This is a genomic window from Acinetobacter sp. 22512 (assembly GCF_052044755.1).
Taxonomy (GTDB): domain Bacteria; phylum Pseudomonadota; class Gammaproteobacteria; order Pseudomonadales; family Moraxellaceae; genus Acinetobacter; species Acinetobacter pittii.
Genome location: NZ_JBQENP010000007.1, coordinates 121,094 through 138,351, shown reverse-complemented (window position 1 = coordinate 138,351; position 17,258 = coordinate 121,094). Strand labels below are relative to the sequence as shown.

General features: G+C 36.4%; 14 protein-coding genes. 8 read left to right on the top strand and 6 right to left on the bottom strand.

Going from position 1 to position 17,258, the window contains the following annotated elements:
• Positions 1–161 precede the first annotated feature (161 nt).
• From ACTJJG_RS09960 to ACTJJG_RS09940, 5 genes are all read left to right on the top strand, one after another.
• On the top strand, positions 162–1,034 hold the full coding sequence (locus ACTJJG_RS09960) for a LysR family transcriptional regulator (protein ID WP_233752474.1): 873 nt from the start codon (positions 162–164) through the stop codon (positions 1,032–1,034).
• A gap of 368 nt (positions 1,035–1,402) precedes the next feature.
• Entirely contained in the window at positions 1,403–2,389 is a 987-nt protein-coding gene (locus ACTJJG_RS09955; protein ID WP_000031350.1) for a DUF1852 domain-containing protein, read from the top strand.
• Positions 2,390–2,410: 21 nt separating this feature from the next.
• Positions 2,411–3,454 carry a methionine synthase gene (locus ACTJJG_RS09950; RefSeq protein ID WP_017400049.1) on the top strand — a complete coding sequence of 348 codons (1,044 nt, stop codon included), beginning with the start codon at positions 2,411–2,413 and terminating at the stop codon, positions 3,452–3,454.
• Positions 3,455–3,639: 185 nt separating this feature from the next.
• Complete coding sequence (locus ACTJJG_RS09945) at positions 3,640–4,131, top strand: flavin reductase (RefSeq protein WP_000249487.1); 492 nt, start codon at positions 3,640–3,642, stop codon at positions 4,129–4,131.
• A 683-nt stretch (positions 4,132–4,814) separates the two neighbouring features.
• Positions 4,815–5,366, top strand: coding sequence for a TetR/AcrR family transcriptional regulator (locus ACTJJG_RS09940; protein ID WP_372552694.1), 552 nt, complete (start codon positions 4,815–4,817; stop codon positions 5,364–5,366).
• Between the two features lie 125 nt (positions 5,367–5,491).
• Here the strand turns inward: ACTJJG_RS09940 and ACTJJG_RS09935 are convergent, their stop codons facing one another.
• Both ACTJJG_RS09935 and ACTJJG_RS09930 read right to left on the bottom strand, forming a co-directional pair.
• Positions 5,492–6,568 (bottom strand): hypothetical protein, encoded by a 1,077-nt coding sequence (locus ACTJJG_RS09935; RefSeq protein ID WP_069124161.1) that lies wholly within the window; start codon positions 6,566–6,568, stop codon positions 5,492–5,494.
• A gap of 380 nt (positions 6,569–6,948) precedes the next feature.
• Positions 6,949–7,278 (bottom strand): darcynin family protein, encoded by a 330-nt coding sequence (locus ACTJJG_RS09930; RefSeq protein WP_069120107.1) that lies wholly within the window; start codon positions 7,276–7,278, stop codon positions 6,949–6,951.
• A 122-nt stretch (positions 7,279–7,400) separates the two neighbouring features.
• Here ACTJJG_RS09930 and ACTJJG_RS09925 point away from each other — a divergent pair, with 122 nt between their 5' ends.
• Both ACTJJG_RS09925 and ACTJJG_RS09920 read left to right on the top strand, forming a co-directional pair.
• Positions 7,401–8,000, top strand: coding sequence for a TetR/AcrR family transcriptional regulator (locus tag ACTJJG_RS09925; protein WP_069120105.1), 600 nt, complete (start codon positions 7,401–7,403; stop codon positions 7,998–8,000).
• Positions 8,001–8,773: 773 nt separating this feature from the next.
• Positions 8,774–10,540: a GmrSD restriction endonuclease domain-containing protein gene (locus tag ACTJJG_RS09920; protein WP_069120103.1), complete on the top strand. Its 1,767-nt coding sequence runs from the start codon at positions 8,774–8,776 to the stop codon at positions 10,538–10,540.
• 117 nt (positions 10,541–10,657) lie between these two features.
• Here ACTJJG_RS09920 and ACTJJG_RS09915 read toward each other — a convergent pair whose 3' ends face one another.
• Positions 10,658–11,521, bottom strand: coding sequence for a LysR family transcriptional regulator (locus ACTJJG_RS09915; protein WP_069120101.1), 864 nt, complete (start codon positions 11,519–11,521; stop codon positions 10,658–10,660).
• Positions 11,522–11,745: 224 nt separating this feature from the next.
• Here ACTJJG_RS09915 and ACTJJG_RS09910 point away from each other — a divergent pair, with 224 nt between their 5' ends.
• Positions 11,746–12,639 carry a PhzF family isomerase gene (locus tag ACTJJG_RS09910; protein WP_032056927.1) on the top strand — a complete coding sequence of 298 codons (894 nt, stop codon included), beginning with the start codon at positions 11,746–11,748 and terminating at the stop codon, positions 12,637–12,639.
• An 81-nt stretch (positions 12,640–12,720) separates the two neighbouring features.
• Here ACTJJG_RS09910 and ACTJJG_RS09905 read toward each other — a convergent pair whose 3' ends face one another.
• The 3 genes from ACTJJG_RS09905 to ACTJJG_RS09895 form a co-directional block, all read right to left on the bottom strand.
• Positions 12,721–14,004: a ribonucleotide-diphosphate reductase subunit beta gene (locus ACTJJG_RS09905; protein ID WP_005803276.1), complete on the bottom strand. Its 1,284-nt coding sequence runs from the start codon at positions 14,002–14,004 to the stop codon at positions 12,721–12,723.
• Between the two features lie 138 nt (positions 14,005–14,142).
• Positions 14,143–14,277, bottom strand: a complete 135-nt coding sequence (locus ACTJJG_RS09900; protein WP_002120013.1) for a hypothetical protein — start codon at positions 14,275–14,277, stop codon at positions 14,143–14,145.
• A 56-nt stretch (positions 14,278–14,333) separates the two neighbouring features.
• Complete coding sequence (locus tag ACTJJG_RS09895) at positions 14,334–17,168, bottom strand: ribonucleoside-diphosphate reductase subunit alpha (RefSeq protein WP_002120003.1); 2,835 nt, start codon at positions 17,166–17,168, stop codon at positions 14,334–14,336.
• Positions 17,169–17,258 lie beyond the last annotated feature (90 nt).

Below are 17,258 nucleotides of genomic sequence, written 5' to 3'. Positions count from 1 at the left end.
GGTGAGAAAGATAGGGGTTTTACATTTATGAAGATAGATATAGATATCTAATATATTTTTCATCATCTAAAATGGGGTTTAATAAACATGATTTTTATTTTGAACAGAAACCTAAAAAATAAAAATCGATAAAAACGACTACACATTTATGAGTTTTTGGAATGATCGAAAGAATATCGCTGAATTCACTAAAATTTTTCTATTTTGTGGCGAAGTATGGCAGCGTGACTTTAGCTGCAAAGAAATTATTTGTGACGCAAAGTGCGGTTAGTAAACAAATTTATAATTTAGAAGAAGCTTTAAATACCACTTTGTTCGATCGAAAAAATAAAACACTTGTGATGACCGAGCAGGGTGAAATTTTATTGAGTTGTTGCCATCAAGTTTTTGGTCAACTCGATGAATGCTTAATACAACTCAGCCAGCCTAAAGCTGAAAACAAACAACTGGTCTTGTCGTGTGAACCGACTCTTTCCATGAAATGGCTCATTCCACGGTTATCAAAATTTAAAAAGCTCGGTCATGATTTTGAGGTGGTGTTACTTACCGCAGGCGGTTTGGTCGATTTTGAAAAAGATAATATTGATATCGCGATTCGCAGAAATGACTTTGATTGGGGAGAGCATATTTATAGCGAAAAGATTGCCGATGAATATATCGCTCTAGTTCAAGCAACCAAGCCATCGGAAACAAACGATTTACTCATTTCGACCTCTAGACCGAATTTTTTCAAAAATATCACTCGCATTACTGAGTTAAAGCAGAGTTTAAAAGGCTACGCTAAAGTTGAACTCGAACATTTTTATCTATGTTTAGAAGGTTGTTTGGCTGGACTCGGCGCAACAGTCATCTCAATTTATATGATTGAAAAAGAGCTTGAGTGGAACTTACTGAAAAAAATTTCACCTGTTGTGCAAGATAATTCAGCCTATTTTTTACTTTCTCATGGCGCTTTTGAGGAAGATTCACGTAAAACCATATTTTTAGAATGGCTAAAAGCAGAGATGAATGAAAGTCAGCACACATTGCTTTAGGTTGATTCTTTTTAACTTAAATTTTTACTATTAAGTATTTGAAAGTAATAATTAATATTTAAAATGATTAAGGTGCTGTGTGAGCGCCGTATATTGAATTTCTGCTGTCTAAAATTCCCGAAGATGAAAAAAATTTAACTTTATACTTATTTATTAAACCCTAAACATGAATTTCACTCAGTTTGTAATGAGACTAAATCATTTTTATTCATGTTGTGATTGCGGTATAAATCTATTCATGCTCTGAAGCGCTCCAGTAATTCACTTTGATAAGACCATAAGGCACAAAACTGACAAGTCTGGAAAGTTTAAAAAGAGCAAAAAGTTTTTATTTAGGTTTTATCTCAGAAATTAGGGTACTGATCACAATGAGTAAAGAATTTACATTTACGATTAAGAGTATTTGTTTCGATGAGAACTATCGTCCAGCAGACAATACACGTATTACAACCAACTTTGCTAACTTGGCAAGAGGGATGAGCCGCGAAGAGAATTTGCGCAATACATTGCAGATGATCGACAATCGTTTCAATGCCTTAGCTCATTGGGACAACCCTAAAGGCGATCGCTATGGCGTTGAACTTGAAATCATTTCAGTTGAAATGAACATTGATGCCGAAAACCGTACCAGCGGGCTTCCTCTCATCGAAATATTGAAAACCAATATTGTTGATAAGAAAACTAATGAGCGCATCGAAGGTATTGTGGGCAACAACTTCTCGTCTTATGTACGTGACTATGACTTTAGTGTGCTGTTGTTAGATCACAACAAAAACAAGTCGACTTTTAGCACGCCAGAAAAGTTTGGTGAATTACACGGTAACTTGTTTAAGAGCTTTATTAACTCTGAGACTTATAAAGCCAACTTTAAAAAGGCGCCTGTGATTTGCTTAAGCGTTTCGACGACTAAAGAGTACCACCGTACTGAAAACGAACATCCTGTTTTAGGTGTTGAATACAAGCAAGAAGACTATTCACTCACTGATGAATATTTCCAAAAAATGGGCTTAAAAGTTCGCTACTTCATGCCGCCAAATAGCGTTGCGCCGTTAGCGTTCTATTTTACAGGCGATTTGTTGAGTGATTACACCAACCTTGAGTTGATTAGTACCATTAGTACGATGGAAACATTCCAAAAGATTTACCGTCCTGAAATTTACAACGCAAATTCAGTGGCTGGAAAATCTTATCAACCAAGCTTGAAACACGAAGATTATTCACTTACTCGAATTGTGTATGACCGTGAAGAACGTAGCCGTCTGGCTATTGAGCAGGGGAAGTTTGTTGAAGAGCAATTTATCAAACCATACCAAGCGATTCTTGAGCAGTGGTCTGCTAATTACGCTCCTAATTAATCAACATACGGGTCATTGATCATGAAAAAATTATTACCAACTTCAACTGCTGGCAGCTTACCTAAACCGTCTTGGCTTGCAGAACCTGAAAAGCTTTGGTCGCCTTGGAAACTTGAAAACGAAGGTTTAGCCGAAGGTAAAAAAGACGCGTTACGTTTGGCGTTGCACGAACAACAACTTGCTGGCATTGATATTGTCAGTGATGGTGAACAAACTCGCCAACACTTTGTGACCACGTTTATTGAACACTTAAATGGCGTAGATTTTGAGAAGCGCGAAACTGTTCGTATTCGTGACCGTTACGATGCAAGCGTACCTTCTGTAGTGGGTGCGGTATCTCGTCAAAAGCCTGTGTTTGTTGAAGATGCGAAGTTTTTACGTCAGCAAACCAATCAGCCAATTAAATGGGCATTACCTGGCCCAATGACCATGATTGATACGCTTTACGATGGTCACTACAAGAGCCGTGAAAAACTTGCTTGGGAATTTGCCAAAATCTTGAACCAAGAAGCGCGTGAGCTAGAAGCTGCTGGTGTAGACATCATTCAGTTTGACGAACCTGCATTTAACGTATTCTTTGACGAAGTAAATGACTGGGGCATCGCGACTTTAGAGCGTGCAATTGAAGGTCTAAAATGTGAAACTGCGGTCCACATTTGCTACGGTTACGGCATTAAAGCCAACACTGACTGGAAAAAGACACTCGGTTCAGAATGGCGCCAGTACGAAGAAGCTTTCCCGAAACTTCAAACGTCTAACATTGATATCATCTCGTTAGAATGTCACAACTCACATGTGCCTATCGATTTACTCGAACTCATTCGCGGTAAAAAAGTAATGGTCGGTGCAATTGATGTCGCATCTAACCAGATTGAAACACCAGAAGAAGTTGCTAACACACTACGTAAAGCGCTTCAGTTTGTAGATGCTGACAAGCTTTATCCTTGCACAAACTGCGGTATGGCACCTCTTTCTCGTGAAGTGGCACGTGGCAAGTTAAATGCTTTAAGTGCAGGTGCAGAAATCGTTCGCCGAGAACTGACTGGTTATGATCTTACTGCTTAATATTTACCAATAAGTGGTATAAAGGGTTACTTTTTTGATGGCAGTTGATAATCAAACAAGTAACCCTCATTTTACTTACTACATGTCGCTCTAATCAGATCGCATGTCGATAGTACCTTCCTGATGGAGTTGGGCGGTATAGCAAGCACACAGGATAAGGTACGGTTCAATTTAGGAATAATGTCATGGTTCAAGCAACAGACTTTAGAAATGCAATGTCTTTACTCACAAGTGCAGTTAGTGTTGTGACCACGGCAGGCATGTCTGGCCGTTTTGGATTTACTGCCTCTGCTGTTTGTAGTGTGACCGACACACCACCGACATTATTGGTCTGTATGAACCAATCTGCGAGTTCACATGCACATTTCCTAGATAACAAAATCTTAACGGTGAACGTGTTAGGCGCGCATCACGAACATATTTCAAAAGCATTTTCATCTAAGCTCACACCAGAAGAGCGCTTTAAACATGGCGCATGGATTGAGTTAGAAACGGGTTCACCTGTGTTAGACGATGCTTTGGTGAGTTTCGATTGTGAGATTGAGCAAATTCAACAAGTCGGCACACACACAATTTTTATATGTCCGATTGTGGCGATTAAACAAAGCCAACATGACCAAAGTTTGGTTTATTTTAACCGTGCTTATCACCAAGTGGGACAGACAGAGATTGTCTAATCCCACTTTCCATTTTGTTGTTTCAAATTAAAAGTTAAAAGATAGAAATGAATAAGCATGGATCGCTTCACTTAATTTAAAAATACAATTAAATATAATATCTAAAATAATAATTAAGTTAATCTAATGAAAAACAATAAGAAATTTAATTACTTGTCATAAAAGCTACATTGACACCTCTAAACTCTCGGATTATCCTTTGCGTGCTGGCCACATTGCCAGCCGGTTTTAGCAGACCGCATAGTAAGAGCATCAGATTATTCCTTCTGAGGAGTAGTCTTATGTGTATCAATCGTCCCTCGCTCGTTGCGGTAGGACGAGTGAGGGACACCTTCGGGTGTGCTGATTTCTTACTATCAGTCTGCTAACCCTTGCTCGTTCTGCCACCATAATTCTTAATGAATGCTTTGGCAGAACTCCCAAAATTAGGAGTTGGCTATGCACATCCATCATTTCTTGGTACTCAGTGCCAAAAGCTATAACGACACAGCTTAAAAATTTACAGCAGCTTGAACGCCATAAGGTTTTCAGGCTTTAAGTCATTTTTACTTAAAACTTAGCAAAACAAAACTTGAGATGTGCCAAGCACCGTCTTACGGCTTTGCTGTGCCTTTTTTTCTCCCAGAAAGGGCACAGGCTTTTTATCTCATTTAGAAACAACAAGAATTTATAACGGTAAAACTATGCCAACTTTAGAAATATCTTCCAAAAAATTACAGGTGGTTCAAACCGCCATCCAACTTTTTACCACGCATGGATTCCATAATGCAGGCGTAGACCTGATTATTAAAAAATCTAAAATTCAAAAAGCCACGTTTTATAACTACTTTCACTCGAAAGAACGCCTTGTTGAAATGTGTTTAATCTTTCAAAAAAGCCGACTCAAAGAAGAAGTGCTGGCAATTGTCTACTCACATCACTACCCAACCGCAGCCGATAAACTCAAAGAAATTGTCCGCTTACATGTCGATGTGAATAGCCTTTACCATCTTTTGTTTAAAGCCATTTTTGAATTAAAACTGCTTTATCCACGGGCTTACCGCATGGCAGTTGAATATCGAAAATGGCTACTGAAAGAAATTTTTGATCTGGTCTTTAGTCTGCAAACCAACAAACTCAAACCCGATGCCAACATGGTTTTAAACCTAATTGATGGTTTGATGCTACAAGTGTTGAGTTCAAATCGTTTGGATGAAAGGGATGTGGTGTTGGAATGGTTTTGGGGGAGGGGTTAAAGAATTTGAAGACATACAGGAGATTTTAAAGGTTATAAGATGAAGTTTTTTACATTAAATAAACTATTTAAATCATGCTATATTAGAGCAAGTTTTCACATTGCTCTAATATAGTATTTATACTCTTAATTAATATTCTCTTGACATATATTAGTTATAAACTCCATGAAATTTATAAATTTTGGTTGAATTCTTTGTCTACGAATTTCATTTTCTTCAAAGGGTTTAGAAAACATAAATTTTACGAGATTTGATATTTTTTCTTCTTGATCAGGAGTTCCTCCTATTACTATTTCAGATGAAACATGCAGAGTATGTCTATGAAAAAGTACTCTACTTAAGTCTTTATCTAGAGATTGACCTATAAAAAAATGCTTTTTTTTGTTTTTGTATTGACTACATACATCACATATTTGGAATATATCAATATCACCTAATCCTTGTAGTATAGTCTTTTTCTTAAATGTGTTTAATTGTGAAAATAGAATAGTTAATTCACCACTTGAAATAGGCATTGCATTTGGATTGTGTTTTGATTGTTCAATAATATATTGTTCAACTCTTCCTGATAGTACAAAATGTACATACCAGGGATCAAAATATTTTAAAGTTGGAAGCGTTGGTAATGATTTTGCTGCAATACTCATTGGTATTTTTACTCCCATAGGAGCTGCTAAGTCAGTTTTCCAAGATATTTTATCAATTCCTTGAATATATTCAGTTAATACTTTTTCATCATGAGCTATATTTAAAAGAATTGGATATAAAGAATTAGCATCACGAAAACTGATATATCTAATCTCTAAACCAGAGATAGCTAAAATATTATTTAACTCAATAAGAGCATTATGTAATTCTGATAATGTTGATGGTATTTTTCTTCCAAGATGCTCATAAATAGCCATAGGAGATATCGCAAGATAACTAGTCCTGTCACTCCAATATTTCACAAACTTACAAAATGTAATATAAGCTTCTGCTTTTATAGCTCTATTATTTTTCGTATCTTTATGCTTAATTTCTTGTATTAAACTATTATCTAAAACTAAATATATTTCACCATCAAGTTCATAGCTCATTATGTAGTGTAAAGAAAATTTTTTTATTTCATTAAAATAATTTAGAATATCTTCTTCAGATTTATCTTTTAAAAAATAATTTATATCTTTTTTTAACAAATCTAAATTTTTTCTATCTAGCATGATAAATACATCCTTAAATTAAAAGTTACTGTTTTTAAAATTTTATTAAAATTAGAAAAAATTTCCATAAAATAATAAAATAGTTGTTAGTTAATTAGTTTAAAGTAATGGTTTGTGAGTTTGAATAGTAGTTTTTAAATGGGCGACATATTGTGACGTTTATTTTTACTATATTTAATTTTTTTTAAATAATTTTATTTAATTTAGTTATTATTCTTAATAATTTAAAATATTCGTCTGTTTTTAATAATAGTAGGTTGTTATGTATTGATGAACTTAATAAAAATACTATAATAGATAGTTTTATTAAGTTTTGGTAATCAATGTTGTTGAAAAATTAATTTTTAATTAATTATTTGTACTTAAAAAATTCGCAACTTCTATAAAGAACTTTCATACTCCACATACCCATCTTCAATTGCAGGAATAATCTCTACAAACTCAAAGTAGGGCACTGTACAAAATTCAGAATCTCGAATCGCATCAATCACAAAATAATAATCTTGCAGAGATGTGGTCTCAAACACAGCAATATCACTCGCTTTAGTACTAAACGCTTCAACGTCATACCAGCGAACTTTTACGGTCGGGTACTTCTCAAAAATAGGTTCAAGCTTCTTTGCACTAAACTCAGCCCGCTTTTTACGAGCTAAAGCCAACCAAGTAGGCAAAGCTCTTAAATGAATAAAAAAAGTATAGGTTCTAGACATAACCACTCCATGACTGGGCCGAGTTGAAGCTCAACTGAAAAAGACATTATTTGCTTGTCATAACAACATGACTCAGTCAGTATATGAGTGATTACTCACATTAAATACTCGCATTTCGGCCCATGTCAGAAACCCTTCCAGACCCTCGCAAACGCCCGCGTCAAGCACGCTCAGTGGCTACATTTGAAGCTATTTTAGAGGCGGCTGCTCGCATTTTAGAGTCTTTAGGGTTTGCTGGATTCAACACAAATGCCGTGGCTGAACTTGCTGGCGTAAGCATTGGTAGCCTATATCAATACTTTCCATCTAAAGATGCTTTAATCGTTGAGTTAATTCGACGTGAGCGAGCTAAGCTTTCAAGTCATATTGTTGAAGCTATACAGCAAAATGATGCCGCAGACTTAAAAGAAAAATTAAAACTCGTCATACATGCCGCTGTGCAACATCAATTGAGCCGTCCGCAGTTGGCACGAACACTAGAGTTTGCTTCTGAAATCATTGGTAAAGACATTGAAGAAAGAGAACTTCAACAAGAGCTTGAGACCATAATTTCCGATCTGTTTATACGTTCTTGCATTTCATATGCCCAGACAGCTGCACAAGATATAATTGCTTTAAGTAAAGGAATGATTAATGCGGCAGGCATGGCAGGGGAAGGTGATTTAAATCAATTACAGCAGCGAGTTGAAAAAGCTGTATTTGGTTATTTGAATTTGAGCTAGCGTACATAAGCCAATGTTATAGAAGAATTTTAAAGATCCTTCATCTCTGTGGGTAATGTTTTTTAACTATGCTATATTTTTGATGTACTTAGAATAATTTAGTAGAGAAATGGTTATGTTTAAAAGAAATTTTTATCGTATTTTTTCTATTTATTTGTTTCTCTATTAACTTTAACTTATTTTAATTTAGTGGATGAGTTCTTTTCTGAGCTTTTAAAGCTACTTCAGATCGAAAATAAGTGTGTTGTATATTTAATTGTTGCTTTGGGTATTTTTTTAACAAATCCTTATTTTCAAGAACTGTTTAGAAAAAGGATTAGAGAAGCATGCTTAATAAATTTTATGACATATCGATTGAATTTTGAAATTTATAGATTTAAATAATTTCTCTTTAAAATATTATTTGTAGAAAAATAAAAAAGCCACTCTGGTAGAGCGGCTTTTTGAGTCTGTTTGTCATGTAACACATAAATTGTCATTTTCTCTTTCAGCAATCCAAAAGTTTAGTAACTCTTACGACATATGAAGGATTTAGATTAGTTATTTATTAGCTTTAGAACTAAGAGAGATTATATGAAATTGTGGAAAGTTGATCAATAAGTAATCGTGAAGCGTGACAAATTATTAAAAAGTAAGACTTTGATTTATATAAGATAAAAGTGAATTTCGTATAAGCTGTATTATGTTAATTTTAGGGAAACTAATATATATGGATGTAATTTTTATAATTACATGATTAAATTCAATTTTTATTACTATCTAAAGATAAAACTATGAGTTCAATAGTTACACCTAAACCCGTACAATCACTTTTTGACATGTATCTCAAAGAACAAATTGTCGTAAATCGTAGATATCAAAGAAAATTAGTTTGGTCTTTAGAAGAAAAAGAAAAGTTTATTGATTCTTTAGTAAATGGGTATCCAATACCTTTGATACTAACATCTAAACAAAAAGATAGTGAACGCCTAGAAATATTAGATGGGTTACAAAGACTTAATGCTATAACATCTTTCTTAGAATGTGAGTTTTCTTTAAACGGAGAATTCTTTGATCTTGATTCAATAACATTAACGAAACAACTTAAGTCTCAAGGTATTGTGAAACAGCGAACTCCTGTTTTAGACAGCGACAAATGTTCCACAATTCTTAATTATGAAATTCCTCTTTCAACAACAATTTCAAAAACCAATGATTTTATAGATGAAACCTTTAGAAGAATTAATACAGGTGGAAGAACATTATCTAAACAAGATTTAAGACAAGCTGGATCACTGGGCCAAATTCCAGAAATTATTAATCAAATCTCAACATATATAAGAAAAGATTCATCTAGAACTGATATTGTAACGTTAAAGAATATAAAATCTATTAGCATAGGTAATAGCGGTCTTAACTATGGTATTGATATAGATTCAATATTTTGGGTAAAGAATAAAATAATTTTAAGAGATGACATTAGAAAATCCAGAGATGAAGAACTTATTGCTTACATGTTAAGCTATATATTATTACCTAAAACATCTGAAACATCTGCAACATATTTAGATAAAATTTATATACAAGATTCAAATGAAAATAAGTCATTAACTGTTGAAATAAATAAATACACTAAAGATTTTATAGTTAAATCTTTCAATCATATATTTGATGAGCTAAATAAGATATTTAAAAATGATAGAAGTTCTTTCTCAGATACTATCTATAATGGAAAATTTATAAAGTCTTCTAGTAGCTTTCAAGTGGTTTTTTTAAGTTTATATGAATTAATAATAAATGAAGGAAAAAAAATTAATAACTATAAGAATCTACATAATGATTTATCTCTTATATATGAAAAACATTACAGTTCAATTTTAGGATCAGATAAAAAATGGAGGAATTCTGATAGAACCAAATTAATACAAGCAACAAAAGGATTGATTTCAAATCATTTTTCTAAAAAAGAAAATGATAAATTCCAACCTGGTGGATGGATAAAAAATTTAGAAAATATTATAAATGAATCTAGAACTGAACAACAATTTTATGATTACAAAGCTGGATTATTAACAATTAGTCCACTTCAAAATAAACTTAATTTTGGATTGATAGATAAAATACTAAAAACATTAACGGCCATGACGAATAGTAACAAAGGAGAATGCATGGTAATTGTTGGAATATCTGAAACAAAAGATGGAGCAATAAATCATCAAAATACTTTTTCAAAAAGCTATATAGAATATAATGATTTATTTATAGTTGGAGTTGAAGAAGAAGCAAAACATATATATAAGTCTCTTGATAATTATTTAAAGGCTATAAAAGATTATATTGAAAATTCAGATAAAATATCTCAAAGTTTTAAAAATACTATTCTTCTAAACTTAGTTAATTTTTCTTATAAAGAAAAAGAAATACTTATGTTTAGAGCAGAACGAGGTAAAGCACCTGAAGCATATGATAAACAGTATCATACTAGATATTTATCACATAATAATGATATAGAAATAGGATCTCAAGAAATGGTTGATTTATTCGCAAACTTCAATAGCTAATAAATCTTATTATATTATCTTTTCAAGGTTAAGTTCTATTTGAAGTTAACCTTAGATAATTTATTTAACATAAAATCTCTTTTTCGAATTCAAAATTAGAATAAAAGCGAATATTCATCACAACAGATATTCTTGTAGTTCTTTTTCAATCGTCTCGCTAATCAACGTTGAATAGTCACTATCCTTAGTATCTAAATGACGCATTAACCACACATCTTGTTTTAAAGTTTGTTCAGGTAGTATGGATGCTAAACCAGAAGCCTTTGCAACAAAACAAGGTAAGGCTGTAATTCCTTGTCCTTCAATGACTGCTCGTAGCTGTGAGTGCATGTTATCAAAAGACAAAGCAGGGGCTGCATCTTGGGTGAGTTCACGCATCCATTGCGCTAAGAACGTATATTGAAGGCTTCGGTCCCAACCGATTATACGATGATTCAGCAAATCATCAGCTGTTTCAGCATGCTCTGTGAAACTGGCGAGATAACCTTTACTGCAATAAAGTCCATACTCTAGTTGACCAAGGCGTCGAATAATGTAACGCCCGCTTTCTGGTCGAACAAGTCGAAGAATAATGTCAGCTTCCCGTCGGGAAAAATCAACAGGAACGACACTCGTTGAGATTTCTAATTGTAAATCTGGATACTTCAGTTGCAACGCTGTTAGCTTTGACTGAAGTAACTGTTGCCCGATTAACTCAGGTAAAGCAATGCGGAACAATGATTGTTGCCCTTGATCGTTGTAACGTTCCATCGCTATTAAATGCTCTTCTGCTTTTTCAGCCAAAGCAAAAAAATGTTTTCCAACGTGGGTGAGTGTATAGCCATCACTGTCTCGAGAAAAAAGAATCGCATTGAGACTTTTCTCTAGTTCAACAGCTCTGCGATGTACGGTAGAAACACTAATACCAAGCAATTTTGCACTGCGGCTCAACCCGCCAGTTCGTCCAATAGCTAACAAAATTTTAGTATCGTCCCAGTTCATACCTTTCCATATTTAGAAAATGCGTTTGCAATAAAAACTATAGTATCCCCGATGTTTAGATTTATACAATTCAAATAACTAGTACAAAGAATCAAAACTCATTATATGAGGCGACTATAAACCTTTTTGAGCTAAGGCATGTGTCGTTGCAATTAAATAAGATTTTCTGGTTATGGCAGGAGCTATTTCTGAGATCACAATGTTAACAACAGAGGAGTTCTGCCATGACGACCATTTATGTAGTTGATGCGTTTACCACCAAACCAAATACAGGAAATCGAGCAGGGGTTGTTCTAGATGCGGACCATCTTACGACTCAAGAGATGCAAGATATTGCTGCATTCGCAGGCTATTCGGAAACTGCCTTTGTTTTGTCACCTAAAGATCAAAGCCATGACATACATGTTCGATATTTTACCCCTACACATGAAGTCCCGATCTGTGGACATGCGACGATCGCTACTCATTTTTTACGTGCAACTACTGGCCACCAATCAGACTATCCATTAATCGCAAAAACGGGGGCTGGTCATTTACCCGTTTCAATATTTGGAAGTCCAGAAGCGTTATTGGTGAAAATGACTCAAGGTCGCGTAGAGTTTTTATCACCTTTTAATGAGAGTCAACGGACTGAACTCGCAAGCGCATTGGGTGTAAGTATGAATGATTTTGCTGACTTACCAATACAAGTTGTTACGACGGGGCATTCCAAGGTGATGGTGCCCATGCTGAGCAGAGGTACGCTTGATGGATTAACTCCGAATAATGAAAAACTGAAAGCTATTAGTGCTGAAATAGGCTGCAATGGTTTTTTCCCATTTGTCTTGGAGGGTAGTAAGCAAGAACCTATTACCTATGGCCGAATGTTCGCCCCTGCAATCGGTATTAATGAAGATCCTGTAACTGGTAATGCAAATGGTCCAGCGGGAGCGTACCTTATTCATCACGATTTAATCGAATGTGATCAGAAAGTAACTTATTGGGGATATCAAGGCTTCGCAATAGAAAAACCGGGGCGAGTTTTAGTGACAGTTGAGAAAACAGATTCAATATTACAAGTTAGCATTGCAGGTCAAGCTGTTTTAGTTGGCTCAGTTTTGTACTCGGGTAAAGATTGATTATATTTAAGAAATTATGACATTTTGAGTAATAAAAAAACCGCTATAGATAGCGGTTTTTTATTTAGTAGATCCTTAAACTTACCAGCTTAACGCACCACCAGTTTGGTAGTCAGTTACGCGAGTTTCGAAGAAGTTCTTCTCTTTACGTAAGTCCATCATCTCAGACATCCACGCAAATGGATTCGTTACACCAGCAAATTGCTCTGGTAAACCTAACTGAGATAAACGGCGGTTACAGATGAATTTCAAATATTCTTCCATCATGCTTGCGTTCATACCCAATACGCCGCGTGGCATTGTGTCACGTGCATATTCGATTTCAAGCATCGTACCTTCAACAATCATTTGAACCACTTCTTGTTGGAACTCAGCAGTCCAAAGGTGAGGGTTCTCAATCTTGATTTGGTTAATCATATCGATACCAAAGTTCAAGTGCATAGATTCATCACGCAAGATGTATTGGAACTGCTCAGCAACACCGTTCATCTTGTTACGACGACCCATACTCAAAATTTGAGTAAAGCCACAGTAGAAGAAGATCCCTTCAAGTACACAGTAGAATGCGATCAGGTTACGAAGTAAACGCTGGTCGTTTTCAGGTGTGCCTGTGTGGAAATTAGGATCAGTTAAAGATTGAGTATATTTCAAGCCCCAAGCTGCTTTACGTGCAACAGATGGAACTTCACGATACATGTTGAAGACTTCGCCTTCGTCCATACCTAAAGATTCGATACAGTATTGGTAAGCGTGAGTGTGAATTGCTTCTTCAAACGCTTGACGCAAGATGTACTGACGGCATTCAGGGTTAGTAATGTGACGGTAAATCGCCAATACCAAGTTATTTGCAACCAAAGAGTCCGCAGTCGAGAAGAAACCTAAAGAACGCATAACAATAGTACGCTCGTCTTCAGTTAAGCCATTTTCAGACTTCCAAAGTGCGATGTCATGGTTCATGTTAACTTCTTGAGGCATCCAGTGGTTTGCACACCCGTCAAGATATTTCTGCCAAGCCCACTCATATTTAAATGGAACAAGTTGGTTCAAATCGGCACGACAGTTAATCATTGCTTTGTCGTCAACTTGAACACGTTGAGCACCCATTTCTAGCTCTTCAAGGCCAGGGGCAACGTCTAAATGTTCTAAGGCTTGAGCGGCTCTAGCCACTGTATCGGAGGCAACTGTTGGTCGCACGGAATGGGTTCCAGCGGATTGTGGAGCTGCCACGCTCGGCGATGATGGCTGCGCAGTAGATACATTCTGCGAATCTGACGCTTTTTCCGATTGGACGGGCGCAGACTTGTGTTCAGGTGTAGTCGGTTTTTGCGAATCATCTTCAAAATCGTCCCAACTAAGGATAGACATTTTTGTTCTCTCTTCGTTGTATATATCTATATTTGACATCTCTTAAACGAAGATGTCCCTACTATACGCTTTTAATGTGTAAACAAAATTAAGTTTTATTGATGCATGACCAAATTTTGGGCCTTTGGTCTCTACTCACTACAACTTATTTTGTTTACGCTGTTGCTTACGTATTGTGATAAATGCGTAAACCATCGGCATATAAAAGAAAATAAAGGCAAAGATTAAAACTCCAACACCAAGCATATAGTTATGGCTGAGATGAGAAAGCATAATCTTTACCTCTTTTAAGGTTGCTCTTTAGTGAAAAAGAGCAACCTTATTGAATGTTATTGGCAAGCTTCACAATCAGGGTTGTCGATTGAACAAGCCATTGGTACAGGAGCTGCTTGAGTGAAGCCTTCTTCTTCAACCGCTGCTTCTGGTTTCTTCGCTTCTACAACAGGGGCAGCAACAGCTGCTGCTTCAACAGTCGCAGGTTTAACTGCGTTTAAAGCACCTGTGTTAATTGTAGATTTTTCAGCAGAAGTTGCACCTAAAGCTCGGAGGTAATAAGTCGTCTTAAGACCACGTAACCATGCCATCTTGTAAGTGATGTCAAGTTTCTTACCATTTGCACCAGAGATGTAAAGGTTAAGCGACTGAGCTTGATCAATCCATTTTTGACGGCGTGATGCAGCATCAACGATCCAACGTGTATCTACTTCAAACGCAGTAGCAAAGATTGCTTTTAATTCTTCAGGAATACGAGCAATTTTTTGTACTGAACCTTCAAAGTGTTTAAGGTCGTTAACCATTACTGTGTCCCAAAGACCGCGTTCTTTTAATGCACGAACAAGGTATGGGTTAATAACAGTGAACTCACCAGACAAGTTAGATTTCACATATAAGTTTTGGAATGTTGGCTCAATAGACTGAGAAACACCACAAATGTTAGAGATGGTTGCAGTTGGAGCAATCGCCATCACGTTTGAGTTACGCATACCGTCTTTTTGAACTTTGGCACGTAAAGTGTCCCAGTCTAAACGTTGAGTACGGTCAACTTCGAACATGCGCTCTGGACGAGATTTCGCAACAATTTCTAAAGAGTCGATTGGAAGGATACCTTGATCCCACAATGAACCTTTGAATGTTGAGTAAGCACCACGTTCAACAGCCAAGTTGCTTGATGTTTCAATTGCGTAGTAGCTAATTACTTCCATTGATTCATCAGCAAAATCAACAGCAGCGTCTGAACCGTAAGCAATACCCATTTCGTATAGCGCATCTTGGAAGCCCATGATACCCATACCCACAGGGCGGTGTTTCAAGTTCGAGTTTTTCGCTTGTGGTACAGCGTAGTAGTTAATGTCGATCACGTTATCGAGCATACGTACTGCTGTTTTAATAGTGCGAGCTAACTTTTCACGGTCTAATACACCACCTTGAACGTGTTGTACAAGGTTGATCGAACCTAAGTTACATACTGCAATTTCGTCTTGATTTGTGTTCAAGGTAATTTCAGTACATAGGTTAGATGAGTGAACTACGCCAACGTGTTGTTGTGGTGAACGTAAGTTACACACATCTTTGAATGTGATCCATGGGTGACCAGTTTCAAACAACATAGAAAGCATTTTTCGCCATAAGTCTTTAGCACGTACTTTCTTGTGTAGCATGTTAGTTTCTTTCGCTACAGACTCATAGTAAGCATAACGCTCAGCAAATTCAGCACCAGTTAAGTCGTGCAAGTCTGGAGTTTCAGAAGGGGTAAATAATGTCCATTCACCATCTTCAAATACACGTTGCATAAACAAGTCTGGAACCCAGTTCGCAGTGTTCATGTCGTGAGTACGGCGACGGTCATCACCCGTGTTTTTACGAAGCTCTAGGAACTCTTCGATGTCTAAGTGCCAAGTTTCTAGGTATGCACACACAGCGCCTTTACGCTTACCACCTTGGTTTACCGCAACAGCTGTATCGTTCGCAACTTTCAAGAATGGAACAACACCCTGAGACTTACCGTTAGTACCTTTAATATAAGAGTTCAAGGCACGAACAGGTGTCCAGTCATTACCTAAACCGCCAGCCCATTTAGAAAGCATCGCGTTGTCACGCATTGCGCCATAAATGTCATAAAGGTCATCGCCAATTGTTGTTAAGTAACAACTTGAAAGCTGTGGACGTAATGTACCTGAGTTAAACAGCGTAGGCGTAGAAGCCATGTAGTCGAAGCTAGACAATAAGTTATAGAACTCAATTGCACGCTCTTCTTTATCTTGCTCATTGAGTGCAAGACCCATCGACACGCGCATGAAGAATAATTGTGGTAATTCAAAACGAACGCCGTTTGAGTGAATGAAGTAACGGTCAAATAAAGTCTGTAAACCTAAATAGGTAAACTGATTAGAACGTTCTGGCTGAATTGCTGCTGATAATTTTTCTAAGTCGAAGTCAAGCAAGTCAGGTGAAAGCAAATCAAGCTCAACACCTTTTTTCAAGAATGCTTCAAGTGCATTGTTTTCAGGTGTGTCTGTTGATAAGCCTAAGAACGTTAAACCAGTGCTCACTAATTCGTTACAAAGCAAACGTGCAGTCACGTAAGTGTAGTTAGGTTCTTGTTCAATACGGGTACGTGTTGCCATCATCATTGTAGTGGCAATATCACTTTCTTTTACGCCGTTATATAAGTTTTTAACGGTTTCATCGACAATGGCTTGAACGTCAATACCTTCCAAACCTTCAGCTGCCTTAGAAACAGTTGCTTGCAATGCACTTAAATCAAGTGGCTGAAGCTGACCGTTTTTGTCGGTAACTTGTAAAGTAGGGTGGTGGTTTGAGTTCGTTTGCTGACGAGCGCTAGCACGTTGTTCACGGTAAATCACATAAGCGCGGGCAACTTTTTGTTCCCCAGTACGCATTAAAGCAAGTTCTACTTGATCTTGAATTTCTTCAATATGGATCGTACCGCCCGATGGTAAACGGCGAGTAAAAGTATTTAAGACCATTTCCGTCAACTGGGTAATACGGTCATGAATACGGCTAGAATCCGAACTCTGTTGACCTTCCACAGCAAGAAAAGCTTTACCAATCGCAACTGAAATTTTCTCTGCATCAAATGCAGCAACATCTCCAGTGCGCTTAATCACCTGAATTTGACCGGGAGTCGAAGTAATTACGCTCATGCCAGCATAGCTCCATTGTCACTTTTGTTATGTTCATAGACCGTTTGAACCGAGCAAAAAACATGCCACGATATTTGAGGGATAAACACA